23 protein-coding genes and 2 pseudogenes are annotated in these 24,821 nt (G+C 45.1%); 9 read left to right on the top strand and 16 right to left on the bottom strand.

Annotated features, from left to right (window positions below; all coding sequences use genetic code 11):
• Positions 1 to 320: 320 nt before the first annotated feature.
• The 4 genes from nirB to cobA all read left to right on the top strand — a co-directional run bounded on the left by nirB (position 321) and on the right by cobA (position 5,115).
• A complete protein-coding gene (nirB, locus tag AC6I8Y_RS07470) occupies positions 321 to 2,879 on the top strand; it encodes a nitrite reductase large subunit NirB (RefSeq protein WP_252014333.1) in 2,559 nt (852 codons plus the stop codon).
• A 7-nt stretch (positions 2,880 to 2,886) separates the two neighbouring features.
• Positions 2,887 to 3,204 carry a nitrite reductase small subunit NirD gene (nirD, locus tag AC6I8Y_RS07465; RefSeq protein ID WP_498021459.1) on the top strand — a complete coding sequence of 106 codons (318 nt, stop codon included), beginning with the start codon at positions 2,887 to 2,889 and terminating at the stop codon, positions 3,202 to 3,204.
• Between the two features lie 187 nt (positions 3,205 to 3,391).
• Positions 3,392 to 4,249 carry a formate/nitrite transporter family protein gene (locus AC6I8Y_RS07460; protein ID WP_234496088.1) on the top strand — a complete coding sequence of 286 codons (858 nt, stop codon included), beginning with the start codon at positions 3,392 to 3,394 and terminating at the stop codon, positions 4,247 to 4,249.
• A gap of 113 nt (positions 4,250 to 4,362) precedes the next feature.
• Positions 4,363 to 5,115: a uroporphyrinogen-III C-methyltransferase gene (gene cobA, locus AC6I8Y_RS07455; RefSeq protein ID WP_234493830.1), complete on the top strand. Its 753-nt coding sequence runs from the start codon at positions 4,363 to 4,365 to the stop codon at positions 5,113 to 5,115.
• Positions 5,116 to 5,211: 96 nt separating this feature from the next.
• On the opposite strand, the gene AC6I8Y_RS07450 is transcribed toward cobA, so the two are convergent.
• Positions 5,212 to 6,258: a DUF4382 domain-containing protein gene (locus AC6I8Y_RS07450; RefSeq protein WP_394152202.1), complete on the bottom strand. Its 1,047-nt coding sequence runs from the start codon at positions 6,256 to 6,258 to the stop codon at positions 5,212 to 5,214.
• 315 nt (positions 6,259 to 6,573) lie between these two features.
• Here AC6I8Y_RS07450 and AC6I8Y_RS07445 point away from each other — a divergent pair, with 315 nt between their 5' ends.
• Both AC6I8Y_RS07445 and AC6I8Y_RS07440 read left to right on the top strand, forming a co-directional pair.
• Complete coding sequence (locus AC6I8Y_RS07445; RefSeq protein WP_394152200.1) at positions 6,574 to 6,837, top strand: CG2 omega domain protein; 264 nt, start codon at positions 6,574 to 6,576, stop codon at positions 6,835 to 6,837.
• A 41-nt stretch (positions 6,838 to 6,878) separates the two neighbouring features.
• On the top strand, positions 6,879 to 7,922 hold the full coding sequence (locus AC6I8Y_RS07440) for a DUF4382 domain-containing protein (RefSeq protein ID WP_394152198.1): 1,044 nt from the start codon (positions 6,879 to 6,881) through the stop codon (positions 7,920 to 7,922).
• A gap of 117 nt (positions 7,923 to 8,039) precedes the next feature.
• Here AC6I8Y_RS07440 and AC6I8Y_RS07435 read toward each other — a convergent pair whose 3' ends face one another.
• The 15 genes and pseudogenes from AC6I8Y_RS07435 to AC6I8Y_RS07365 all read right to left on the bottom strand — a co-directional run bounded on the left by AC6I8Y_RS07435 (position 8,040) and on the right by AC6I8Y_RS07365 (position 20,801).
• Positions 8,040 to 9,050 carry a tetratricopeptide repeat protein gene (locus AC6I8Y_RS07435; protein WP_394152196.1) on the bottom strand — a complete coding sequence of 337 codons (1,011 nt, stop codon included), beginning with the start codon at positions 9,048 to 9,050 and terminating at the stop codon, positions 8,040 to 8,042.
• A gap of 10 nt (positions 9,051 to 9,060) precedes the next feature.
• Positions 9,061 to 10,003, bottom strand: a pseudogene (locus tag AC6I8Y_RS07430) (type II secretion system F family protein).
• Between the two features lie 3 nt (positions 10,004 to 10,006).
• On the bottom strand, positions 10,007 to 10,975 hold the full coding sequence (locus tag AC6I8Y_RS07425) for a type II secretion system F family protein (protein WP_394152192.1): 969 nt from the start codon (positions 10,973 to 10,975) through the stop codon (positions 10,007 to 10,009).
• Positions 10,976 to 10,984: 9 nt separating this feature from the next.
• Positions 10,985 to 12,283: pseudogene (locus AC6I8Y_RS07420) on the bottom strand (TadA family conjugal transfer-associated ATPase); the annotation flags it as partial.
• Positions 12,284 to 12,461: 178 nt separating this feature from the next.
• Positions 12,462 to 13,682 carry an AAA family ATPase gene (locus AC6I8Y_RS07415; RefSeq protein ID WP_394152190.1) on the bottom strand — a complete coding sequence of 407 codons (1,221 nt, stop codon included), beginning with the start codon at positions 13,680 to 13,682 and terminating at the stop codon, positions 12,462 to 12,464.
• Positions 13,683 to 13,692: 10 nt separating this feature from the next.
• The gene (locus AC6I8Y_RS07410; protein WP_394152188.1) at positions 13,693 to 14,220 is read right to left on the bottom strand and encodes a TadE/TadG family type IV pilus assembly protein; all 528 of its coding nucleotides are present in this window, start codon (positions 14,218 to 14,220) and stop codon (positions 13,693 to 13,695) included.
• Entirely contained in the window at positions 14,217 to 14,648 is a 432-nt protein-coding gene (locus tag AC6I8Y_RS07405; protein WP_394152186.1) for a TadE/TadG family type IV pilus assembly protein, read from the bottom strand. Before AC6I8Y_RS07405 ends, AC6I8Y_RS07410 begins: the two co-directional genes overlap by 4 nt.
• A gap of 1 nt (position 14,649) precedes the next feature.
• Positions 14,650 to 15,864 carry a pilus assembly protein TadG-related protein gene (locus tag AC6I8Y_RS07400; RefSeq protein WP_394152185.1) on the bottom strand — a complete coding sequence of 405 codons (1,215 nt, stop codon included), beginning with the start codon at positions 15,862 to 15,864 and terminating at the stop codon, positions 14,650 to 14,652.
• Positions 15,865 to 15,888: 24 nt separating this feature from the next.
• Positions 15,889 to 16,158, bottom strand: coding sequence for a hypothetical protein (locus AC6I8Y_RS07395; protein WP_394152183.1), 270 nt, complete (start codon positions 16,156 to 16,158; stop codon positions 15,889 to 15,891).
• Positions 16,159 to 16,175: 17 nt separating this feature from the next.
• Positions 16,176 to 17,639 (bottom strand): type II and III secretion system protein family protein, encoded by a 1,464-nt coding sequence (locus AC6I8Y_RS07390; RefSeq protein ID WP_394152181.1) that lies wholly within the window; start codon positions 17,637 to 17,639, stop codon positions 16,176 to 16,178.
• A 9-nt stretch (positions 17,640 to 17,648) separates the two neighbouring features.
• Positions 17,649 to 18,404: a Flp pilus assembly protein CpaB gene (gene cpaB, locus AC6I8Y_RS07385; RefSeq protein ID WP_394152179.1), complete on the bottom strand. Its 756-nt coding sequence runs from the start codon at positions 18,402 to 18,404 to the stop codon at positions 17,649 to 17,651.
• Between the two features lies 1 nt (position 18,405).
• Positions 18,406 to 19,755 (bottom strand): DUF8689 domain-containing protein, encoded by a 1,350-nt coding sequence (locus tag AC6I8Y_RS07380; RefSeq protein WP_394152177.1) that lies wholly within the window; start codon positions 19,753 to 19,755, stop codon positions 18,406 to 18,408.
• A gap of 11 nt (positions 19,756 to 19,766) precedes the next feature.
• Positions 19,767 to 20,270: an A24 family peptidase gene (locus AC6I8Y_RS07375; RefSeq protein ID WP_498021294.1), complete on the bottom strand. Its 504-nt coding sequence runs from the start codon at positions 20,268 to 20,270 to the stop codon at positions 19,767 to 19,769.
• 100 nt (positions 20,271 to 20,370) lie between these two features.
• Positions 20,371 to 20,553, bottom strand: a complete 183-nt coding sequence (locus AC6I8Y_RS07370) for a hypothetical protein (protein ID WP_498021292.1) — start codon at positions 20,551 to 20,553, stop codon at positions 20,371 to 20,373.
• A gap of 65 nt (positions 20,554 to 20,618) precedes the next feature.
• Positions 20,619 to 20,801 (bottom strand): Flp family type IVb pilin, encoded by a 183-nt coding sequence (locus AC6I8Y_RS07365; protein WP_394152172.1) that lies wholly within the window; start codon positions 20,799 to 20,801, stop codon positions 20,619 to 20,621.
• 453 nt (positions 20,802 to 21,254) lie between these two features.
• Between AC6I8Y_RS07365 and AC6I8Y_RS07360 the strand changes: the two genes are divergently transcribed.
• The 3 genes from AC6I8Y_RS07360 to AC6I8Y_RS07350 all read left to right on the top strand — a co-directional run bounded on the left by AC6I8Y_RS07360 (position 21,255) and on the right by AC6I8Y_RS07350 (position 24,813).
• Positions 21,255 to 22,016, top strand: a complete 762-nt coding sequence (locus AC6I8Y_RS07360) for a helix-turn-helix domain-containing protein (protein WP_498021290.1) — start codon at positions 21,255 to 21,257, stop codon at positions 22,014 to 22,016.
• 105 nt (positions 22,017 to 22,121) lie between these two features.
• Positions 22,122 to 23,891, top strand: coding sequence for a hypothetical protein (locus AC6I8Y_RS07355; RefSeq protein WP_498021288.1), 1,770 nt, complete (start codon positions 22,122 to 22,124; stop codon positions 23,889 to 23,891).
• Entirely contained in the window at positions 23,884 to 24,813 is a 930-nt protein-coding gene (locus AC6I8Y_RS07350) for a glycosyltransferase family 2 protein (protein WP_498021456.1), read from the top strand. Before AC6I8Y_RS07355 ends, AC6I8Y_RS07350 begins: the two co-directional genes overlap by 8 nt.
• Positions 24,814 to 24,821: the final 8 nt, after the last annotated feature.

The raw sequence follows: 24,821 nt of genomic DNA, 5'->3' as shown, positions 1-24,821 counted from the left end.
TTATTCATAATTGGACCACCCACGGTGGTCTAAACTTTCAATTTCGTAATTCAATTGCTTTTGTATTACAAAACAGAAAGTACATAGCAAGAACCATTTACAAAACCCACCACGACCAGCAACTATTTTGCTACCAAACATTTACGCACCATTGTATTTTCCGATAGGTTTTGTAGAAAAATATAGTGATGTACGATATCTACCCACCTCACCTACCCCTTTAGGATAGTTTAATTCTGTAATTGATTTACATCATGTTTTAATTTTCTTTCACATTTAACAATGCGCGTAGATTCGATAATAACCCTTAGGTATTAATAATGAGCAAGATGAAGCTTGTCGTAGTAGGAAACGGCATGGTTGGCCATCGCTATCTCGAGGACCTCGTCGAGAAAGCGGATATGGCGAACTATGAAGTCACTGTTTTCTGCGAAGAACCCCGCGTTGCGTACGACCGTGTGCACCTTTCTTCTTACTTTTCGCACCACACTGCTGACGAACTTTCACTCGTCAAAGAAGGTTTTTACGAAAAACACGGCATCAAGGTATTGATTGGCGAACGCGCTATCAACATCAACCGTGAAAACCACATCGTATATTCCAGCACTGGTCGTGAAATCAAATACGACAAACTCATCCTAGCGACTGGCTCTTTCCCATTTGTACCGCCTATCAAAGGCAACGAAAGCAAAGACTGTTTTGTTTACCGTACTATCGAAGATCTAAAAGCTATCGAAGCAACCGCTAAGAAGAGCAAGAGCGGCGTAGTTATCGGTGGTGGTCTGCTAGGCCTTGAGGCTGCTGGTGCACTGAAAGCACTGGGGGTAGAAACTCACGTGGTTGAGTTCGCTCCAAAGCTAATGGCAGAACAGCTAGACCAAGCTGGCGGTAATCAGCTTCGTTCAAAAATTGAAAGCATGGGCGTGAACGTTCACACCAGCAAAAACACGCTAGAAATCGCTCCTGAAGGCAAAACAGCACGTAACGTAATGCGCTTTGCTGATGGCACTGAACTAGAAACTGACTTCATCGTGTTCTCTGCCGGCATCCGTCCTCAAGACAAACTTGCTCGCGAAATGAAACTAGATATCGCACCTCGTGGCGGTATTGCTATCAACGACTTCTGCCAAACGTCTGATGAAAACATCTACGCGATTGGTGAATGTGCGTCTTGGAACGAAACGTTCTACGGTCTAGTAGCGCCTGGCTACAAGATGGCAACGGTTGCTGTTGACCACATTGTAGGTAACGACAGCAAATTCGAAGGTGCTGACATGTCTGCGAAGCTTAAGCTTCTTGGCGTGAAGGTAGGCTCAATTGGTGACGCTAACGGTCGTACTCCTGGCTGTAAGAGCTACGTTTACCAAAACGAAGAGCAAGAAGTGTATAAGCGTCTTATCGTTTCTGAGGACAATAAGAAGCTTCTTGGTGCGGTAATGGTTGGGGATACTTCTGACTACGGCGACCTACTTCAGCTAATGTTGAACGAAATCGACCTACCAGAGCACCCTGATGCACTTATTCTTCCAGCACACGCTGGTGCTGAAAAGCCGACGCTAGGTGCAGATTCGCTTCCTGAGTCAGCAGTTATCTGTTCGTGCTTTGACGTAACGAAAGGCAAGATTGCAGAGGCAGTTGCCCAAGGTCACCACACCATTGGCGACATCAAAGCGGTGACTGGCGCAGGCACTGGCTGTGGTGGTTGTATCCCTCTTGTGACTTCAGTTCTAAATGCTGAACTTGCCAAATCTGGAATCGAAGTTAAGAACGATGTGTGTGAGCACTTTGCTTACTCTCGTCAAGAGCTGTTCCACCTAGTACGTATCGGCGAAATCAAGACCTTCGAGGAGCTGCTTGAGAAGCACGGTACTGGTTACGGCTGTGAAGTATGTAAGCCACTTGCAGGCTCTATCCTAGCGTCTTGCTGGGGTGACCACATCCTTAAGCCTGAGCTAGTGAAGCTGCACGATACCAACGATAACTTCCTAGGTAACATCCAAAAAGACGGTACTTACTCAGTTATCCCACGTATGGCTGGCGGTGAAGTCACACCTCAAGCGCTAAAAGTGCTGGCTGAAGTAGCTGCAGAATACAACCTTTACACTAAAGTCACGGGTGCACAACGTATCGGTCTATTCGGCGCGCAAAAAGACGACCTTCCAGCTATCTGGAAGAAGCTGATTGAAGCGGGTTACGAGACAGGTCAAGCGTACGCAAAAGCACTTCGCATGGCGAAAACGTGTGTAGGCTCTACTTGGTGTCGTTACGGCGTTCAGGATTCTGTTGGTTTAGGCTCTCGTATCGAGAACCGTTACAAAGGTATCCGTACTCCTCATAAGATGAAGTTTGGTGTGTCTGGTTGTACTCGTGAGTGTGCAGAAGCACAAGGTAAAGACCTTGGCATCATCGCAACTGACGCAGGTTGGAACATGTACGTGTGTGGTAACGGCGGTATGAAACCTCGTCACGCAGACCTACTGGCTTCTGATCTAGACGAAGCAACGCTGATTCAATACATCGACCGCTTCATGATGTTCTACATCCGCACGGCTGCGCCACTACAACGCACCTCTGTATGGATGGAAAACATGGAAGGTGGTGTGGACTACCTACGTGAAGTTATCGTTGAAGACAAACTTGGCATCAACGAGCAGCTTGAAGCTGACGTTCAACGTCTAGTGGGCGATTACAGCTGTGAGTGGAAGAACACGATTGAAGACGAGTCTCAGCTTACACGCTTTGCTCACTTCATTAACAGTGACCTACGCGACGACAATGTGGTTTTCGTTCAAGAGCGTGACCAACACCGTCCAGCGACATTCACTGAGAAACACCCTGAAGCGAAAGGCGACATCCTACACGTTGAGCTGGAGAAGTAATCATGGCATTTCAAAAATATGTGACATCCAAGATATCGTCCCAGGCACAGGTGTTTGTGCATTGATTGACGGTCAGCAGGTAGCGGTTTTCCGCCCAAGTGCAGCAGAAGAAGTCCGCGCTATCAGCAATATGGACCCGTTCTATCAATCTAACGTGCTATCACGTGGTTTGATTGTTGAACACCAAGGTGAACTTTGGGTTGCAAGCCCGCTTAAGAAGCAACGCTTTAACCTAACTACTGGCGCATGTATGGAAGATGAGCGCTTTAGCGTGAAGGCTTACAAAGCGCGTGTAACTAAAGGTGCGGTAGAGATTTCTGCATAAAATTGAATGCCGTCATCCTCGTGAAAACGAGGATCTCATGAAGCGAGTGACTCGCTGTCGGAGGTCTCCTTTTTCAAGGAGATGACGGGGTTCATATGAGAATGAATAGCCTATAGGGGTTAGCCACCCTAGCCCCTATCACTATTCAATCTTAACTTTTATATTTAAACTTTGTTGGAGAGACATGATGTCTACTGATTTTAAACCAGCACAATTCGTGCAAACTATGATCGACGTTGGTGAAGCGAAAACCAAAACCAGCACTCGCGATCTACTACTACGCGGAACGATGGCAGGTGTGATTCTGTCACTGGCGGTTGTGGTAGCTATCACGACTATCGTACAAACAGGTATGGGTGTTGTTGGCGCACTCGTGTTCCCTGTTGGTTTCGTTATTCTGAGTGTGATGGGTTATGACCTAGTAACGGGTGTTTTCGGTCTTGCTCCACTAGCAAAATTTGAAAATCGTCCTGGTATCACTTGGGGTCGTATCTTCCGCTGCTGGGGTCTAGTAGGCCTTGGTAACCTTATCGGTTCTCTGATTGTTGCTTACCTAGTGGCTGTATCATTAACGGGTAACTTCTCTCTTGAGCTAAACGCGGTAGCGCAGAAGTTCATTGCCGTATCTACAGCTCGTAGCCTTGGCTTTGAGAACATGGGTATGGACGGATGGATCACCTGTTTCGTTCGCGGCATCTTCTGTAACCTGATGGTTTGTCTAGGTGTAATTGGCAACATGACAGCGCGCACTGTTGCTGGTCGTGTAGCTATGATGTGGTTCCCAATCTTCATCTTCTTCGCTCTAGTATTCGAGCACACAGTAGTAAACATGTTCCTATTCCCACTTGGTATGATTCTAGGTGCGGACTTCGGTGTAATGACATGGTTGAACTTCAACCTTATCCCTACCATCCTAGGTAACATCGTTGGCGGTCTAATCATGACTTGTATCCCGCTTTACCTAACTCACGCTAAAACTGCACCCTCAATCTCTGCTGAAACAGAAGAACAAGTGCAAGCTGAACCAGCTCTAAGCGCGAAATAGTATTAATAAGACCTCACCTTCAAGGTGAGGTCTTATGCCTCTTTGGCTATAAAAAGTCGTACTGGCAAGTGCCACTCTTTTATATCCAAATTCTGATTTGATAGGCGTAGCTTATGACCACTAATCACACATCTTTAAATGCCGGCTTTGTTTCATTAGTCGGTGCGGGGCCTGGAGACCCTGATCTTTTGACAGTGAAAGGATATCGCGTGATTCAGTCTGCGGATGTAGTCGTTTTCGATAGACTCGTATCCAAAGATATCCTTTCGCTGGCAAAACCTGATGCAGAGATGATCTATGTGGGTAAGAAGCTCGACTATCACTGTGTTCCACAAGATCAGATCAACCAGATCTTGGTAGAGAAAGCCAAAGAAGGTCATAAGGTGGTTCGCCTTAAGGGTGGCGATTCATTTATCTTTGGCCGTGGCGGCGAAGAGCTAGAAACACTGGCAGAAAACGGTATCAACTTTGAAGTCGTTCCGGGCATCACAGCAGCTGCCGGAGCAACGGCGTATGCAGGGATTCCCCTTACTCACCGTGACCATGCGCAAAGCGTACAGTTTATTACTGGTCACGTGCAAAAAGATGGTCGTGAGATTGAGTGGAGCTCACTGGCTCAATCAAACAACACGCTCGTATTCTACATGGGTTTGAAACAAAGCGGTCGCATTACTGACAAGCTGATTACCCATGGTCTTGATGAAAACACGCCGTGTGCGGTCATCGAGAATGGAACGCGCAAAGAGCAACGTGTTTTCCAGGGAGCACTTAATACACTACCGCAGATGGCTAGTGAAGCAGAAAGCCCCGCGTTAATTGTTGTCGGTAGCGTGACTCAGCTGCATGACAAGCTTAAGTGGTTTTAACTGAATCAACCCTCACGTAAGACTAAAATCACTCAGTTCACATACTAAAGCGGGAACACAATGTGTTCCCGCTTTGCTAACTCGATAGTTCAACCTCTACAGAATTGGCGTAATGTCCTGCTCTGTAAACTCGCCTTCCTTAACCTCAACAGGCACATAGTGTTGATAGATCAAGAAGCCATCTTCTGCAGTTTCTTCTGTTTCTGGTTGGTCAATATAAGCGGTACAGGTGTAGCCGATTGAATAGCTACCTGGACCAACGTAACCAAACTCGTACTCATAGACTGTGTTGTTGTCTTGGTCGACACTTTCGTTAACGTTTGCGACTGATACAGGTGCTACACGCTCGCTTTCTGAACCTACATCTCCCATAGTAGTACGATCCATCTCACCCGCATACAGGTAAACCGCGTGGACGGGCTCAGCGCCGCCGATCGCGTTATAGGATGCACTATCCGCTTCACACGCTTGATACTGCATAGTATCCACTTTGCCGCGAATGTGTCCTGATTCTGAAGCATTAACTAGTGCGACACCATTTCGGTTCATCAACATATGCTCTTTACCCGTAGGGTCAGTCAGCGCTTTTCGCAAATCAAACTCAACAATATAGCTATTAAAGCCAGCCATGATTTCAATCGATTCACTTGGCTTTGCGAAAACTAACGTGCCCTGGTCTTTATCATCTGGCTTATAACCTAAACAACTGCCTTTGTTTGGAACCACCAGCCCCTTTAAATTGCCATCAGTCTTTCGCACATAAGAGGTCGTGTCATCAGCCGTTAAGCCGTCTTTTGCATACAGGCACAATGCGTAATGACCCGTCGGGATTTCATAATCTCTGACGATGGTCTCCGCATTGCTACCTTGATACTCCATCAAGTCAATCTGGCGCAGCTCTTCATCTTCGCCGCTCACGTCCAGAGCAATTGGGTCACCTGTTTTCGCGCCACTTTGTGGGTCAATCGGTACAAGTACCACATCTTTGAAACCCAAAACCACTTCCATCGCATCATCAACTGGTGCGTCAGACACACCTAGGTTTAGTTTGCCAGTTGTTATAGGTGCGGCTGTCTCTTCAGATCCACAACCGACCAATAACGTTGAAGTAAGCACAGCAAGCGCTGTTAGACGTGTTTTCATTTTTTTTCCTGTGATTCTGTCAGTGATTTTCTTACTGACGGATTTAACGATTAATTCAGAGAAGCTATGTCAAAGCAGAGTGATGGAAATTCAAATTATTAGTTTTAACGTCATATTTGCTTACTCGCTTCCAAATATGCTCACTAAGCTATGTAACCACAGTCATAACAACACGTGATGGGTACAAAGTAAGTGTCTCATTTGTGGTATTCGACAATTGGCGATGACGTTTCTCCCGAGCAGTTAGTTTATTCACAACTAAACTAAAGGATGACAACTGCAATGATGCATTTTACTAACGACAGGTAGGTTCGAATGAAAACACTTCTCCCCTTATCCCTAGCCCTTTTGTTTTCACTTCCCATGGCTCACGCTGACGTCACCATCAAAGGCGATCGAATGGAGATCAGCGAGGATTGCCGAAAGATAGAGGGTGAGGTAATGACACTGCGCTCTGAGGATTGCGAGTCTGATTCAAAAGGCTCTCACAAAGGCAAAGGTGAAAACCGCAGTGTGCACGGTGATGACAACCCAGGCAAAGGACACGACAAGAAGAACAAAGACAAAGACGACGACTAACCTCAATGGAATTTTTCATTGAATAGCTAAGGACTAAAGTTATGAAGACCTTACAAATTAGTGCAATTGCTGGCTTGGTATCGCTAGCTCTTGTCAGCTGCGGTGGCGATTCAGGGTCTGGCACCGCTACTGCACCTTTGACGCTTAGCGTCACTGATGCCCCTGTTGACGACGTTAAAGAAGTTGTCGTCACCTTTGGAAAAGTAGCCCTACTCTCTCAAGGTGGTGACGCGCCGCGAGTATTCGATGTTTATCTCACCGATGACGAAGGCAATCCTGTTGACGAGGAAGGCAACCCTATCCCCGACGGGGAAGATCCCGTGCCAATTAGCGTCAATCTGCTCGATTATCAAGGAGACAACGTCATGCCTCTCTTAGAGGATGAAATTGTCAACGTAGGCGAGTATCAGATGTGTGTGTTTGCCAATGACGGTGACCATCCGACTCACCCTTCATACGTGATTAAAGATGATCCAGACAGCGATGATGACCTAACTTTAGAATTAACTGTGAAAGGCGAAGGTACGTGTCCTCAGGGAGTCGGGAGAGAATCAAACGCTGGTGTCCTATTCTTCAATAAGTCCTTTACTATCAACCAGCAAACTAACAATTACGCCATTGAGTTCGATTTGCGTCGAGGTCTCAAAAACCAATCTACTTTCCCAAATTACACCATCCAGAGAACTTCCATCACCCTAATCAACACCGCTGAAACCGGCAACATTAAAGGAACGATCACAGCCGACAAGTTTACTAGCTGTAATGACCCTGTATCTGATGCGGCGGTTCAATCAGTGTATCTATATGAGAGTGGTACTACTCTCGAAAACATGGCACCAATTGGCGGCACTGACTTAGTCAAACCTATTACCTCAGCGTCAGTCGGCGATAAGAACGCTCAGGATGTCTATGAGTTCGCGTTTGGTTTCCTTGATGCTGGCAGTTACAATTTAGGCTACACCTGTACTGCGCAGCATGATGATGGTGAGGAGGATTCTGATCCCGTTGCGGCTGGCTTTACAATTTACGATGTAATAACCGATGTACCCGTTGTGGTAAACGAAGATACCAACGTTGAATTCTAAGCTGCATGTAACGATTGGAAAGAGAGTGGTGACCACTCTCTTTTTTGATCGTTCTCCAGACAAAGAAAAAGCGGCCAAGCATCCTTACTCAGCCGCTTGTATCGTCGCGAGTAAGACTTAGTTACTTGTGACGATAACTTCCTTAACACGAACCTCTGCTAAAGCTCGATCCAAGTTGTCATTTGCCAATTTGTAGTATGATGGTTTCGCATCAATCGCTTGCTGAAAGTACGGAATTGAGCGCTCTGGTTTGCCTTTGAGCATCAAGAAGTATCCTACATTGTTGAGTGCTTCATGCCTCTCCATATGTCTGTCGAACATGTTGAGTGCTTGGTTCTCCTGTCCTTGAGCAAGATAAATCAGAGCCATATTATTTTGAGCCTTTTCGTTGTTTGGCTCCCTTTTCAGTGCTTTTTGTGTGTACCTAGCTGCAGTGGTATTGTCACCGGACATGTAATAGGAGTATCCCATATTAATCAGAGCTTTCGTTGAATTGGGGGCCGCAGTGAGCGCCTTGTCATAAAGTACCCGAGCAATATCGTAACGGTTTTCAACATCCGCTAATATCCCCAGTCCCATGTAAGAAATGGCTGGAGACTGCGAGTCTACCTGCAGCGACTCAACACTTGCCACAGATAAACTGTTGTAATCTATCATCGCCTTCGAACCCAACCGGATTTGGTCAGCATTCACAGAGCGCAGAAAGTAGCTTTCACCCTCGTCAGTGCGTCCTAACTGTGTATAGAGATTTCCCAGCTGCTGAAGCGCAGCGGCATTATTCGGGTTTTCATCCACAGACATTAAGAACGCTCTTTCGGCCAGATCATTGTTCCCTCGCGAAAGGTGGATTTGCCCTATTGTATACAGCGTCTTATCTTTATAGTTTGTCGGACTAAACGACAAGGATCGAATGTACTCATATAACGCCAGATCTACATTACTGGCATTGAGCGCAGCATCACCGCGTTGGATAGCTTCCACCTCAGATTCTGGAGGTGGTCCCTGAGTCAAAGTGTCGATCGGTCGACCTTGATAGAGTGACGTATCGTATGTCGGCTCCTTCGTCGAGGTACAAGCTTGAATACCCAATAACATCAAGCCGATAATCACTAGTTTGAATCCCTTCATTACAAACTCCTTACTCAAAGTTTTTGAGTATAATTAGAACCGATGGTCCAATTGCCACGATAAAGAAACATGGCCATATGAACAGGAACATCGGGAACATCATTTTCGTTGGTATTTTGGCAGCTATCTCTTCTGCAGCCTGGTTACGCTTATCACGGTAATCTTCTGTGTACTCTCGTAACGTATCGGAAATAGAACCACCAATGCGCGAGGCATGGGATAGCATACTCACTAGGCCCGCAAGCTCGGTCAGCCCAGTCCTGACTATCATTTCCTCAAACGCTTTAGGTATCTCTACCCCCGGCTTTTACCTTGACGCAAATTGTTTCAAGCTCATCACCTAGCTCCGGGTGTGAGATGTATATCTCGTCGGCAACTCTTCTTAATGCAGATAGAAAACCCAAACCGGACTCTGTACATACCACTAATAAGTCTAGTGCATCGGGGATACCGCGCCTGATCTTGTTTTGGCGAGCCTTCGCTTTTTTTCTAAGAATAATGTTAGGTAAAAACAGGCCCACAAATAAAACACTTGCCATGTAAAAGTTGACCATCGCTGAATTATCCACCGTCAGATAAATCACACCAGCAATCACCGCCCCTACTACAAAACAAAGCAACTTTATGGCATAGAAGTTAGCTATCGCACTTTTGTGGTGCATACCGGCGTGCATGAGTTGATGTCTGATATTTTCCCGCTCTTTACCACTCTTTGGCATATAGATCGGCGAAATAGACTCTAGGGTGTCTCTTACTTTACTACTCTGTCTCTTTTGCTCAGGGTTACTTAACTCATCGACCCGACGGTTTATGTTTGAACGTACACCGCTAAAGACAAACCCTAAGCAAAACACGGATAAGGTGACGGCTACGAGAACACCAAGCAACATGAGTTGTCCCCGTGATGCGCTAAAGTCAGTGAGTCCTGTAAAACTATTGAGTAGCTCTTCCATGACCTACACCTCCACATTGACTACTTTACGAATCCAGAAGGCTCCCAACACCAGACTTATCATTCCTAGCCCAATGATTTTGAGTCCTCGCGGATCCGTGTATAAGGGGTCGACATATTCTGGATTTACTATTGTTAAGCCGCCAAACAATACAAAAGGGGCTAATACCAATATCCAGGCAGACAATCGACTCTCTGCTGACAGTGTCTTTATCTTCCTAGCCAGTTTAAAGCGTGCTCTCAGCACTTCCGACACCTTGTGCAAGTTCTCAGAAAGGTTACCACCGGTATCTTTCTGCAGCAGAACAGCCGATGAGAAGGCAAGCATTGACACTGTTGGAACGCGATCTGCCATATTCAAAATAGCGACCTTAGTGTCATAGCCAAAATTAAGTAAGTTAAAGGTGTTCTTGAACTCCTCTCCTGCTGGGTTAGGTAATTCATCGCCAACTTCTTTGAAAGCTTGCGTAAGTGGTTGACCTGCTTGCAACATACGACGAATAATGTCTAATGCCTCTGGTAGCTGTTCTTCGAACTTTGCCAGCCGCCTTGATATCTTCCAGTTAACTACATAGGCCACTGCCATCAGTAGCAAAGCACAGCCGATAACAATAAAATACCAAGGCACAGAGAAAAACAGTCCGAGGACAATCAAGACCAAACAACCGATTAAGCTTCTTCCGATAATATCCCCGAGCCCCATATTGATTCCGGCAAGTTCAAGCATTTTCTTCAAATTAGCGAAGTAAGGCATCTCTACCAGTTTTCGATCGAGTGGTGACAGAGATTTGTTGTAATGCTCTTTCAACAGATTGACACTTTCGCTATCGATGTTCGATTTTGTTTTCTTGAGGCGTTTTGCAAGCTCTTGGTGCTTTGCCCTTTGACCTGCAGCAGGCAAAATTAACGCCTGTGAGATCAGAAATATCGATACAAACAGGAGAATGAAGAAAAGGGTCGCATCAACGTTCATAATTGCTCCTTAACCCTCTTTGAGCTCATTGAACAGCTCAAATGGAAGGTCAATTCCACGCTTGACTAAGCCAGCATGACATTCAGGTACAACGCCAGTCGCCGAATAGGCACCAATCACGTTACCCTGTTTGTCCATTCCTTGACGCTCAAATTTAAAAATTTCAGACATGGTGATGACTTCGCCTTCCATGCCATTGATCTCTTGGATACTCACCATGCGTCTCTTACCATCTTCTTGTCGCTCCATTTGCACCACAAGATGAATAGCGGAGGCTATCTGTGAACGCAGGTTCTTAGTAGAAATGTTCCAACCTGCCATAGAGAACATGTTTTCTACGCGACTCAACGCGTCTCGCGGTGTGTTGGCGTGAATCGTCGCAAGAGAGCCATCATGACCGGTATTCATTGCGGAAAGCATATCTACGGCTTCACTACCACGAACCTCACCAACAACAATTCTATCTGGTCGCATACGAAGTGAGTTTTTCACGAGTTCTCTCTGGGTTATTTCGCCCTTGCCCTCTAAATTGGAAGGTCGCGTTTCGAGACGAATAACGTGAGGCTGTTGTAATTGGAGTTCGGCTGAATCTTCTATGGTGATAATGCGTTGGTCTTCAGGAATGAACCCAGAAAATATATTCAGCGTGGTCGTCTTACCGGAACCGGTACCACCGGATATCAGGATGTTCATTTCACCGCGGACAGCACCTTGGATAAATTTCGCCATTTGCGGGGACAACGAGTTTAGCTCTAATAAGTTATCCATGGTAAGTCTGTCTACGGCAAATCGACGGATTGACACTGAAGGTCCATCAATGGCCAAGGGAGGAATGATGGCATTGACACGAGAGCCGTCTTGCAGGCGCGCATCCACCATTGGAGAGGCTTCATCGATACGACGCCCTACTAGGCTAACAATTCTATCGATGATGTTTCTTAGATGACGATCATCGAGGAAGGTATAGGGTGTTTTCTCAAGTTTACCTCGACGCTCCACGTACACATTCTTGCTACCGTTAACCAAAATATCGGACACAGATGTATCTTTTAACAGTGGCTCAAGAGGCCCTAATCCAAACACCTCGTCTTCAATTTGACCAAGAACACGCTTGCGCCCTTCATGACTTAAAGGGTGCTCATTATCGTCATTCATCAAAGTTTGGACGGCGAGATGCAGTTCTTTTTTGGCGGTCTCTTCGTCAAGACTTGACAGCAAGCCAAGGTCTAGCGTCTCGAGGAGCTTTTTGTGGAAGTAGTGTTTTACTTCTAAGTCTTGTTCGAGCTGTTTTCGCGCTTCCGCTACCGCTCGCTGTTTGACAACTTGCTCTTCCATGACCAGGTCATCATTGCTCTCAACGATTTGTTCAACTTGCTCAACAGGCTCGACATCAAAGTTGGTTTGATCTGACGTGTTGGCACGCTTTTCAAAATCTGGATTAATGTTTTTTCTACGAAATAGCATGGTCTACCCTTCCTTAGGTTCCCTATTTAAATAGCTTAGACAACCATCCTTTTTTACTCTCATCTTCCGGTTGCAACGAGCCAGAAAACTTTTGAAGTGCTTTACTGATCGCACTGCGTTTTTTGAAGTTGATCACCGGTTTACCTAAGTTGGCGCTCTCGTTTGCAACCTTGTAATCATTCGGAATCATCTGAATGTCTACTTTGGGAATTGTATTCTCGATGTCTTTGACAGTTATCGATTGGCTCTTCTCGTAGCGATTCACGATGAGTTCTATTGATTCTTCGCTATGACCAAACTCGAACTTAAGAGATTTAACCAAGTTGTTGGCGTTCTTGAGTGACATGTAGTTCTGTTGAAGCACTAAAAAGACTCGAGTCGCTGGTGTTACTAAGTTGGCAAAAGTTGGCTCAATCCCACGTGAATAATCGATAATGATGTATTTATAGAATTGTCGGAACAATGGGACAATTTTCTGTATTTGATCAATCTTGCTCATTGCAGCTTCACCTTGGCCATTGGCAAAGCCTATAGTATGAAGTTTTCCGTCATAAACCGTCACAAGGCTATTCAATGAAGACTCATCGAGTTCAGAAAGAATATCGATGGCGTCTAACATTCCGTACTTCGGAGCTAAATCTAGATACTCTGACATCAGGCCGAACTGGGTGTCGATATCAATGAGGAGCACGTCTCCTGGGTTGTTCTCTGCAAGCTCAATAGCCACATTCATTGCAATTGTCGAAGCTCCGTTGCCCCCTTTTGCATTAACAAACAGGAACAACTCTCCCATCTGACGGCTTACTATTTTTTGATCGGCCATTTGCTTGAGCAAAGGCAGCAAATCGATCATGGTACATCGTTCACTGAGATAGTCAGATGCGCCTACTCTTAGCGCTGTCCTCAATGCGCTGCTATCTTGCTCATCACCAAATGCAATAAGTGAGGTATCAATCTCACCAAATGGTAAGCTGTAATTCTGAATCTCTGCGACTTTTGCTGCCCAACCCTGTTTAGCCTCTACAAAAATAACATCGGGGGCATGCAAAGGACTCAATGACTCCTCACTCACTAGATTTAAACTCATGGTCTCGACGACAGTATTAATACTTTTACTTAACTCGCGTGTTATGTGACGTCGAAATTCATCGGTAACATTAAATACCCATACGTGCAGGTTAGTACGAAGTGAGTACTGTACGCTTTCTAGATTGTCGCGATTGATTGGTACTGGTTCACCCATTTTGCTCTCCCTAGCAGTCTTCAATGGTTCCATTCGCAGATCCGGCATTTGGTCTAACTATCCCCAAGCTTTCTATTGGTAATATCGTCGGGAAGCTCGGTGTGTTAATCGCCCCTGCATTACCAATAAAAGACAATAATGGGAAAAACTGAAACTGGTAATTAGTGATTTCTGCCCTAACGAATCGAACTTGAGACAAAATAACGTTCTGATCATCCTCTGATAGGGTAGAAAAGTTGTCGACGTTAACAGTTGCACCGGTATTGTCGACGTACTCTATCGATAAATTACTAGCCACAAATCCTACAGGGCGGTTCTCTGTTACCTCAGGAAGATCGGCAATATCATCTCTGTCAGATATCGAACAGACCACGGCCAAACGAGCCGCTTTCCGGGACATTTCGTTTAACATCTGCATCGAAAAGATGTACCGTCCAAACTCAAATGCCGCAAACATCATGATAAGGGCACCGAGCAAAATCATAGTGAACTCTATGATTGTGATACCTTTCTGGCCATTTTTGGATAGTTTCTTCATAGTCCCGTCTCCATAACAGCAGAGGCCGAGAAGTTCACACTCATATCGACGCCAACAAATGGTAGCGTTGCGAAATAAGGTTGATAGTTGTAATTAGCCGTGACCGTCACAACGTCACTAACATGACTTACCGTCACGCTGTCTACCACTAGACCAGGGAGCAGAGCATTACCGACCGCTGGGTTGCGACCATACACAACCATATTTTGGATCTCGGCAACAGGGGCAATTTGCTGAGTTGTCGCCGTACCATAGATACTAGTCACAGCATAGCGCGCACCATTGCGAACGGCTTTATTTAACGTTTGGTAGTCAATGAACATGCTGCCGACTTCAACATACAATGCCATAAAGACAATAATTAACGGCGATATCAGTGCGAACTCTACCGCGGCTAGTCCTTTCTGCTTGCTTTTCGCTGTGTACATATCAAGACTCCCCGCTCAATGGATCACGATAGAGCTGGATCCTAAAAATACCTTCTGAACTCGGGTTTACACCAGTGCTGCCATTGGTAATCGTACAGTCTTCAATGAACTCTCCATAAACACCATCTTTTGCACCGTTGTTATCTGGTGCCTTTTGAAGTAAGAAAAAGCACCCAACGGCTGTTAATGGCAGAACCGTCGTCCCCCCAGTAGCGCCTGCACAATCAACCATCGGAACTGGTAAGATTCGTCTACCACCTTCCCCATCAGTGCAATCACCACTAACTGAACCTGTACACGCCACTGATTCGGTTTCGTAATCGGCATAGTTCCATGCGTTATCGTAAACAACGTTGCCCTCGCTATCAGTAGAAGCTAGTGTAGTGGGCTCTTTAACGTAAACGTCAGGTGGATAGTCTGCAGCGGACACACCGCCACCTGAATAATCACCGAAACGTGTATTGAGGCCTTGCCCTACAGGACCAATACTTGCTCCCGGCTTCGTGGTTACTGTACTTGTGATATCAACACAACCGTTGAACCCTCCAGCCAAGTACTCACGAACATCCGCACCACCTGCGCCAAAGTCGAGTAGTTGGAAGTTTCCAGGCCCCATCTCAGTTGAGTTCTTATCAGCGACTTTGAGCTCATAGACCGTTTGAAATTCATACCCTAAAAAATCATTTGCACCACTTGTCGTATCCGCACACACAGCCATAGGTACCACGTTGCACGCATTAATGATGGTAGAGCTAGGACCAGCTACAGCCGAAGCAGCCCCTGCTTTATCAAAGCCAAAATAGCTTAAAAAGTAAGAGTTGAGAGGCACATCCGCAACGGAAACCCGTACGTAAGTATCCAACGCTGCGTTGTAAGAAGAGGAGAAGTCCTGAGGATCATTTGAAAATTGCACATTTATTGAACCGCTGGGGACTGATATCTCTGTATTACCAGATGCCGTGTACATCGTACTGATAGTCTGGATTGCCGTCGCTTGGGCAGTTGCATCAGTTTCACCAGCGCTAACCTTTACTGCTGCTGCCAATGCCGCTGCATCTACACCGTTTTGTAGCCTAGTCTTACTGAGGAGCGCATGGTTAACATCTACGGCAAATGCAGCGAAGACCAAAAACACCACTAATACCATTGTGATTAGTATCAGTGTAAGTCCTTTCTGTTTCCCCATTGATCTTTGGCTTTTACGTTGTTTAACCATACTACACCTCCCCACTAACAATCGTTAATTGTTAGAAGTACGTCTTTCTTGAACTAGTTCTTTACCAAGAACTTTCTCAGCTTCGCCATCGTAGGCAGACTGATCAACATAAGCATCATAGGCAACCTGCATACGAGCCCCTGTGCCTGTTGGAAGCACATTTTTGTTGCGCTCTGTCGCACCATGATCATAGGTTTGCGCGTGTCTAACTTTCGCCACTGAATAGCCCAGTGGCGCGTTATTGGCGCATCCAACCATCACTAAACCACAGCACAGTAATGTAAGTAGTCTCATGTTCTTCTCCCATTCCCTTATAGATCGTGTCCAAATGTTCCTTCTGAACCACCTTGAGTAGAAGGTACTTCTTGAGGTGTTGCTGGCTGGTAAGCAGTACTAGCAGGGTCCATTTCTGCGATGTAAGACCCTTGACCTAGCAGATAGTATTCCCAGTCGTTGGGCTTGACGAACGCGTCTGTTGGCAACACCACTTGGCTTCGATCAATCGGACGAGCCAAACGAGGGGTAACAAGAATAACAAGCTCAGTCTCACCAGAGATAAACTCTTGGCTGTTGAATAGTTGTCCTAAGACGGGAATATCACCCACACCAGGCAATTTTGAAGAGACATCTCTAACGTTCTCGCTGAGTAACCCGGCGATACCAATAGTCTGACCATCAGCAAGTTCAAGTGTCGAAGCTGCGGTTCGCTTGGTAATTGGCGGGATAACATACGTCGCATTCGTTTCTATTGGATCTAGCGTAAGTGAACCAGAGTTCGCGATTTCACTGACATCAACAGACAACACCAGATTGATCTTCTGATCGGTAAGGATAGTGGGCACAAATTTGAGACCTACACCGTACTCTTTGTACTCTACAGTGATACCGTCTCTATTTGGCACCGGAATTGGAAACTCTCCCCCCGCCAAGAATTCCGCTTTGGAGCCACTAAGTGCGGTCAAGTTGGGCTCTGCAAGGACCTTCGCGACACCATTCTCTTTCGCTATATCAAGTGCTAGAGTAAACAGGGTATTGCCGTCTAAAAAGGTGGCTAACAGCCCTGTTTCATCGATGGCAGGCGTACCGAAAATTGGACCAATGCCGCCACCAACATCATCGATAATGGCACCTCCACTAGTCGCTCCCCAACCAAAGTTGCCGTTCTGGTTAAAAAAGTGGAAGTCAGAATCGAACCTTCTGACTAGGCTACGTTGCACCTCTGCCACGGTCACTTCCAACATTACCTGTTGAGCACCACCAATTGACATTAGGTTGATAACATTAGTTTTATCTACAACCTCGTCGGAAGAAGAAGTCCCAGCGTCTGCTGCTTCACCAGCAGTGAATGTCTCCGCGACCTTAACAGCACGATTCATCACTTCCTGACTGCTGACTTGACCACTAAGGATTAACTTCTCTTGCGAGCTGTGTACCTCTATCGTTTCGTTCGGCAGGAACTCGTACAACTTGGATTTCACACCATTGAGATCGTGTGTTACTTCTACGTCAATAGATTCAATCAATCTACCTCGACTATCCCATGCCATAAGGTTGGTGGAGCCAAGTTTTTTACCAATGAGGAATACTTCGTTGGAACGAAGCATAACAATATCTAAAACTTCTGGATCCCCCAGAGATACTCGCTTAGCCTTGCCTGCGAGAATGACATTTTTAGATTTGTGGTGCGGAACCTTGACGTATTTACCACTCTGGGTAGCCGCTTGAAGGTTCAAAGCCATTGCAATGGCCGCGAGGAGGAGGAAAATCCTTTTCATAATATCTCCTTAGTCTCTAACTCTTATATTTGAAGACTGCGTCCCTTTAATAATAGTGACACTAGGAGGGGCGACATAACGCGTCTTAGCTACAGGTTTATCTTTTTGTTGTGGATTGCGAAGGGCGAGCTGGATCTCTCCGCTACTTTTCGCAGTGAGTAACTTTTCGGCTTCTTTCGGTGTTACTTCAAGGGTTACTGCGCGCACAATAACGGGCTTGTTGTCATTGGTTCTTGCCGTTTGGTCTACTGCGAGAACCTTGATATTTTTAAGAACAGTCGTCGTATTGGCTCTAGTCTTGCCCCGCTTTACCGTATTCATGACATCGACTTTGTTACCCGGCAATAGAAAGCCCGCCACACCGATGACATCATTAACGCGAATTGTGATTGCTCTCTTGTCTTCTGAAATCACCGACGCCAAGGTAGAACCTTCTCCGGGTAAAGCGATACGATAGTTGTGTAGAATTTCACCCTGATACAGAGGTGAGTTGGCAACCTTGCCGGTCACGTCTTCGAGAGCGACAAAATGATGTTCATCATTCTTCCAGTCTTTCTCTAACAACTTAATTGATAGGTGTTTGGCTTCGATGATGGTTCCTGCAGGTATGTCCTGTTCTACAAACACAACAGGCTCGCGCTCAACTACCTCGGTCACGACTTCCGGTTGAACCTGATCATCCATCCATTTTTTAGCAAAGAAAACTGCAGCGAGCCCCAATGCCAACGAAAACATCATTAAGAAAAATACTTGCGTACGACTCATTTTATATTCCCTCCAATCCATCGGAAGTAAAGTATAGTCTCCAAGAAGCCTCTAAGACGTTTGCTGTGACTTCAGAGTCTCTCCCTTCAAACTTGATAATGTCCTTACATATCCCGACGATGTCCTTGGGAATGCAAGGATAAAAAGGCACTTTGAATTGCCTGTGAAGCAATAAGAGATGTTCAGTGGTGAGTGAACTCATCGATAACTCGTAAGTTTCTATAAGAGAAGCGAAGAGCTCTAAATACGTTTCCTCGACCAGAGGTTGAAACTCGATTTTATAACCCAGACGTCTTAGGAAAGCGGGATCCGCTATCTCGAGTGGACTGAGGTTGGTAGAGAAAGCAAGCGTAAGTACAAACGGTATTGAGAACTGTTGCCCGTTAGGAAGTACCAGGTAATCCACGTTATATTCCATCGGTACGATCCAACGATTGAGCAAAGTATCAACCGGAATAGTTTGTCTGCCCAAATCATCGATGATCAACAAGCCATTGTTCGCCAGCATCTGCAATGGCGCCATCCAGACTCGATTACTCTCAGAATGGTTGATTTCAAGCATGTCCATTGTGAGCTCACCGCCAACCTGAATATTGGGGCGTTCACAAAGAGCCCAACGCCGATCATATTGCTCGCTAAAACTAATTGTTTGTGCGCTAGAATTATTGTCCAATCTCGTATGATGGAGCTCAGAAAACACCTTGATGACACTTCCTGATGCATACACTGAGTAAGGAATGTAGACAGAGGTGTCAAACGCGTTTAACAGCTGTGCGGCGACATAGCTCTTACCAGTACCTGAATTGCCGTATAGAAGCAAAGCACGGCCAGAGTTGAGCGCAGGCCCTAATACAGGCACCATATACTCAGAACCGTAAACACCACTTAACGCATGCACCACATTGTTGTATGAGATATTGTTTCGCCGAATATCCTGCATTGTCACTACGTGGTTATAGTCCGATAGAGATACAGGTGCAGGGCCTATATAAGCATCTTTGAGAAAGGCGAGTTCGGCTTCTTGTAAACCTTGTCCCGACAGGCCATATAAGATATGGCTAGTGGATAGCTTTTCTGCCTGTGCGTACCCTTCTGTATGAGGTTGATATACTTCTATCAGCGACCGTTTTCTAAGAATATTGAGCAACTCTTGCACGAGCTGCGTACTAATACCCATGAGCTGCGACAGACCAAGCAAGTCCACCTTGGTTTCATGAGAGAGGTGTTTCAACAAAAGATTTTCTAACACAACTTGTGGAATACCCAACCCGCCTAACGACGTAGGAACTGAGGGCGGATCCATTTGAGGACTAAGCTGAGGTTTGTTTTCTGCAGACGTAATGGCATTCATTATTTTATCCCCTAGCTCATGATCGGATACAATGCGACCGCGGCAACGATTGCCGGAGCAAACGGAATTCGCATCTCAATAGCATCCACTGGCGCTTTGGTTAACCTTCCATAGATGTTGTGTGTGACGTATTGGCGCACATGTTGCCCAAGACTCACTTGTGACATGGCAAGTTTCTGCGCCAAGTAGAATGTGCTTTGGATTCCACCTATTACGATGACGGCGGCACCGTACGGGAGTAAATCATCAAGACCAATTAGCAGACTTATAGACCCTATAAGCTTGACGTCGCCAGCGCCTACAAGACCACCTAGATAGAGTGCAAAACACACTGAGAACCCTACTAGCCCCCCAATCAAGTGGTCAGAAGGAATGCTTAGGACGCTCCCATAGAAGCTGTACAGATGAGCAATAATCACGACCGTTAGGAGCCCGACAAGTTTGTTTGGGATCCTGTTTTCCCTGGCATCAAAAACGACAATAATAAAAAGAACAGTCCATATTCCAATATACATTGTCTACCTCCATGTAATAAGGGTGGGGCCAAGCCCCACCTAACGTATACAAATGATTACCAATCGACGAAGCAATCTTTGTAGTTTAAACAGCTGCCCTTTATGATGAGCCTCCTGACTCTGCATCAGCAATAACATTGTCTATAGCAGTTTTTAATGTGGCCCAAGGAGACGCTGCTGCCATCGCCAAAATGATTAACGCAGCTCCTAGTAAATACTCAATAAGAGTGAGTCCCTCTTCATCTTGAACAAAGTTCTTGACGGTTTTAATGAGTGACGACATGGTTACCTCCCTATATCCTCGTCGCTATCACATAGCTCAATTAACTAGACGTGACTTCATTTTTATTATGAAGAACCACCAGCCTCTGCATCAGCAATTACGTTATCTAGAGCTGTTTTCAACGCTGTCCATGGCGATGCGGCTGCAAAAGCCAAAATGATAAGCGCGGCGCCTAATAGATATTCGATGAGCGTTAGCCCTTCTTCGTCTGACATAAAGTCCTTAAATAAGTTTTTTAGTGATGACATGATACTCTCCTTTACATATGTCTTTGCTTAACGCCCTTTCAAATTAGATGATGAGATAATTAAATGTTAGGAGTATTTTGCTTTATTTATGTAAAGTTTTAACATGCAATCCAATTAAAATAATCACATTTTGTCTACGATAGTTTAGCCGCATCTAAACTTTAGGATTAGCAATGCACACATTTTACTCGGTTTAGGTTTAGTAATAATATCATTCACATAATAATATGTAGGATATTTTTGATGTGCTAACAAACTGACTGTACTCCAACTGTTCTTAAAAAAAAGTATGAAAGCTTAATGAATCAACTAGTTGCCTATAGATGAATGTATTAGTAATGAGACAATTTTAAGTTTAGATGTCATTTTTATGATGTTTTGTGGCAAAAAAGAGCTGTGCAACTAGACTAATCATATAGTTTACAGGTGTTGTCGCAGTTTTGAGAGTGGAAAATGGCGTATTGGATAGGGAAACCAACAATTTTGCTTCCCAAGGTTATACGGGACTATCTTAGTGATAAGTTTAATCTCATAGAAGTGAATAGAGATGTGTCAGTCATTACAGAACCTTCTCAGAATTTTTGTTTCTATTTTTCAGAGCGTTATGATAATGACGAAACATTATTAATGCTCCTCAAAATCTGCAGAAACCTGTCCAAATCACTAGTACTGTTTCACGATGCAACCGTACCTGACGCTTTTCTAACTAGTGAACTGGTGTATGCACATGTTGACATCAACTCACCGCAGGCCCTTAAAAAGACATCGCTCGCGGTGGAGCAACTGACCGGGGATTCAAAAAGCAACGCTGGTGATTTGCGAGATAAAGTAAAGCCTCATCAACACAGAGAAAGCGTCGATAGATCCTCCTCTTGCGAATCAAATGTAATTACAACTGCGTTAGATTATATCGAAAAGCATTTTACCAAAAATATCAGAGAATCTGATGTCGCTGGGCACTGTCATCTATCCACACAGTATTTTTCTAGAATATTCCATAGAGAAGTCGGCTGCAGTTTCCGAGATCATCTAGGCAGCAAACGTCTTGAATATGCAAAGAGCTTGCTATTGAACGATGATAATAAGCAAATATCCTCCATAGCTTATGAAAGCGGCTTTAATGATGTTTCATATTTCTCTCGCGTTTTTAAAAGAAAAGTCGGTATGAGCCCTGGAACTTTTCGAAACTTCAAGGGTGTATTGAAAATAAACTAATTCTAAAAGGTAATATTTATTTGATTGTTCTCATTATTGAGGCAACAAAGTAAAATAATCTGTTCTAAGGTTTGAATACTCTGTAGGAAAAATGGAATTTCGAGGATGGAACGTATCCCAAGCAGAGAAGCTGAGCCTGACCTCCGCCTAAACGTTATAATAATTGTCGTTTGGGTAGTGGTTTTTTGTACGGCGTTTATCTACAGCTTCCCAAGCATATTAAACGGCGATCTTGGTGACAATGACAATTACATGAGATTGCATCAAGTTAGTACGTTTATCCAGTCACCCTCTCTTTACCAACTTCCATTAGAAAGATTCAACCCTGAAGACGGGCGAGTGATGCACTGGTCAAGAATTGTTGACGTGCCCGTCGCTTTGGTAATTTGGCTCACAGGTTACGTTGTATCGGAGCCCCTAGCCGTTGCACTGTCTCTATTCTTTGTCCCTACCCTGTACTTTCTCGGCCTCTTGTATTTAATGGCAAGACTCACCAGTAAAATATTTGGTCTCTATCCTGCTGTTATCGTGGCCATATTTGCTCCATTTTCAATCGTTTATGCTAAATTTGCACCGGGATATATTGACCATCACAACTTACAACTATTACTGTTCATCTTGTTTTTGAATCTGGTGCCCTTTTCTGAGAATAAGCAGGTGTCAGCGATATCTAGAGGTGTGGCTAGCGGCTGCGTTATGGCGGCATCCTTGCTCATAGGTTTAGAGGCGATACCCGCTTATTTCTGTACTCTACTGACGGGTATGTGCTTCCTTACTAAGCAACGTGGTCTCGACTACTCATGGGTTTACTTGGGTTACACGGGTATCACCTGTGCTTTAGTCGGACTATTGGGTTTGACTATTTTTGAGCCTATGGAAGTCATTCTTGAACCCGTTTTCGATGTCGCAACGTATCCATTGTTTTTGCTTAGTTTAGTCGTGGGAATAACCTTCATCGTAGGCTCACGGAAAGGTTCCGTTCTTTTTACTCTGACGCTCATACTCGCATGTATTGTAGGAAGTTTGTTTTTATTTCCAGATATGTTAGCGAGCCCATATCAAAACTACCCTAGATTGCTCTCTTACTTTTGGTTAGATCACGTCTCTGAAGCTAAACCGCTTATCTCCTATATGCTGTCCGGAGGACAACTGACGGTTGTCCTTATTGCTGTCTGTTACATCGTTATCACCACAGCATCAATAGTCACCACTACCAGCACTCACCAAAAATGGCTTTGGATGATAGCTTTATTGCTATTACTGCCACTTCTTTTTTGGCAACTGAGGTTACTTCCTTTTTATGTTTTGGTCAGCCTGCCTCTCCAAGCTAACCTTATCTACGCGTTGTATAGCAAGATTACGACTCGCTTTATACGCTTGACCCCATTTATGTTGGCGATGCCAACAATAGTAGTACCCATTATGTATAACTCGGCGGTCGGGTCAGAGCCGAGCCAAGCGCCTGTGAGCCGTTTGTGGCGCTTAGATGCCGTCGAAGTTCTCAACAAAAATCAGCTTCGTGAACACAAGATACTCACCTCATTAGAGACTGCATCGCCTATATTAGCGCTCACTGAAAACTCGGTTATTTCCGGCCCGTACCATAGAAACGTTAACGGAAACACAAAAGCAATTGAAGCCTTCAGTACTCACACATCTGCCGTTCTTGCCAACTCCCTTAAACAACAGAACATTAGCCTCATCATAGTGGACAAACGAGACCCACAACTATCAATGATTGCTAAAGCGACCCCCCCCACTAGCTTGGTCAATATGTTGCTCTCGGGACAAGTTCCCGAATGGCTAAGTTATGTCGATGGCAACGAACAAGGACTGGCCGTTTATCAGCTCAAAGGATTGAACAATGATGAATAACGAACCTAACGTAGCCGTCGTTATCCCTTGTTACAACGAAGAGGGAGCGATAGGACTTACTATCGATGCTTTTAAACAAGCTTTACCATCGGCCACCATCTACGTTTACGACAACAACTCGACGGATAACTCGGTAAGAGAGGCAAGCGCACACGGAGCTACTGTGATGAAGGAGCCCCGCCAAGGCAAAGGTGAAGTTGTGCGAAGAATGTTCGCGGATGTTGAGGCTGATATTTATGTAATGACGGATGGCGACAACACCTATGATGCGAATGCTGCTCCTGCAATGATACAGACTCTGCGCAATGAGCACCTTGATATGGTAACAGGCACTAGGAGCTACGTTGAGACAGCTTTCCCACCAGGGCATATATTGGGAAACCATGCCTTTTCCACTCTCGTCAATACGTTCTTTGGCGCCAAGCTAACCGACGTATTTTCTGGGTATCGTGTGATGACACGTCGCTTTGTGAAATCACTTCCTATTATCAGCCTTGGTTTCGAGATCGAAACCGAGATTACTGTGCACGCACTGCAAGCTAGGGTTGCTTGGAAAGAAGTTCCTACCTCATACTCTACTCGGCCAGAGGGAACAAGCAGCAAGCTCCGCACCTTCAAAGATGGCTTTAGAATTTTAGGTTTCATTTTGTTTCTGCTAAGAGATGTGAAACCCTTGCTCTTTTTCAGCGGCTTATCATTGGTCATGGCTTTTTTGAGCTTGGTACTGGGAATACCGGTAATCAAAGAGTTTTTTGAGACGGGTTTGGTTCCGAAATTTCCAACTGCTATTTTGGCGAGTGCTATAGCAGTCATCTCTGTCATGTGTTTATTTGTTGGCTTTATATTGGATAATGTTAGCCGCGGCCGCCTTGAGGCCAAACAACTTCACTTTTTGAGTACTCGGCGTACGTTCCATCAGTAATAATGATA

This window comes from Vibrio sp. KUL78 (assembly GCF_059725505.1).
This window is presented reverse-complemented; position numbering and strand designations above follow the sequence as displayed.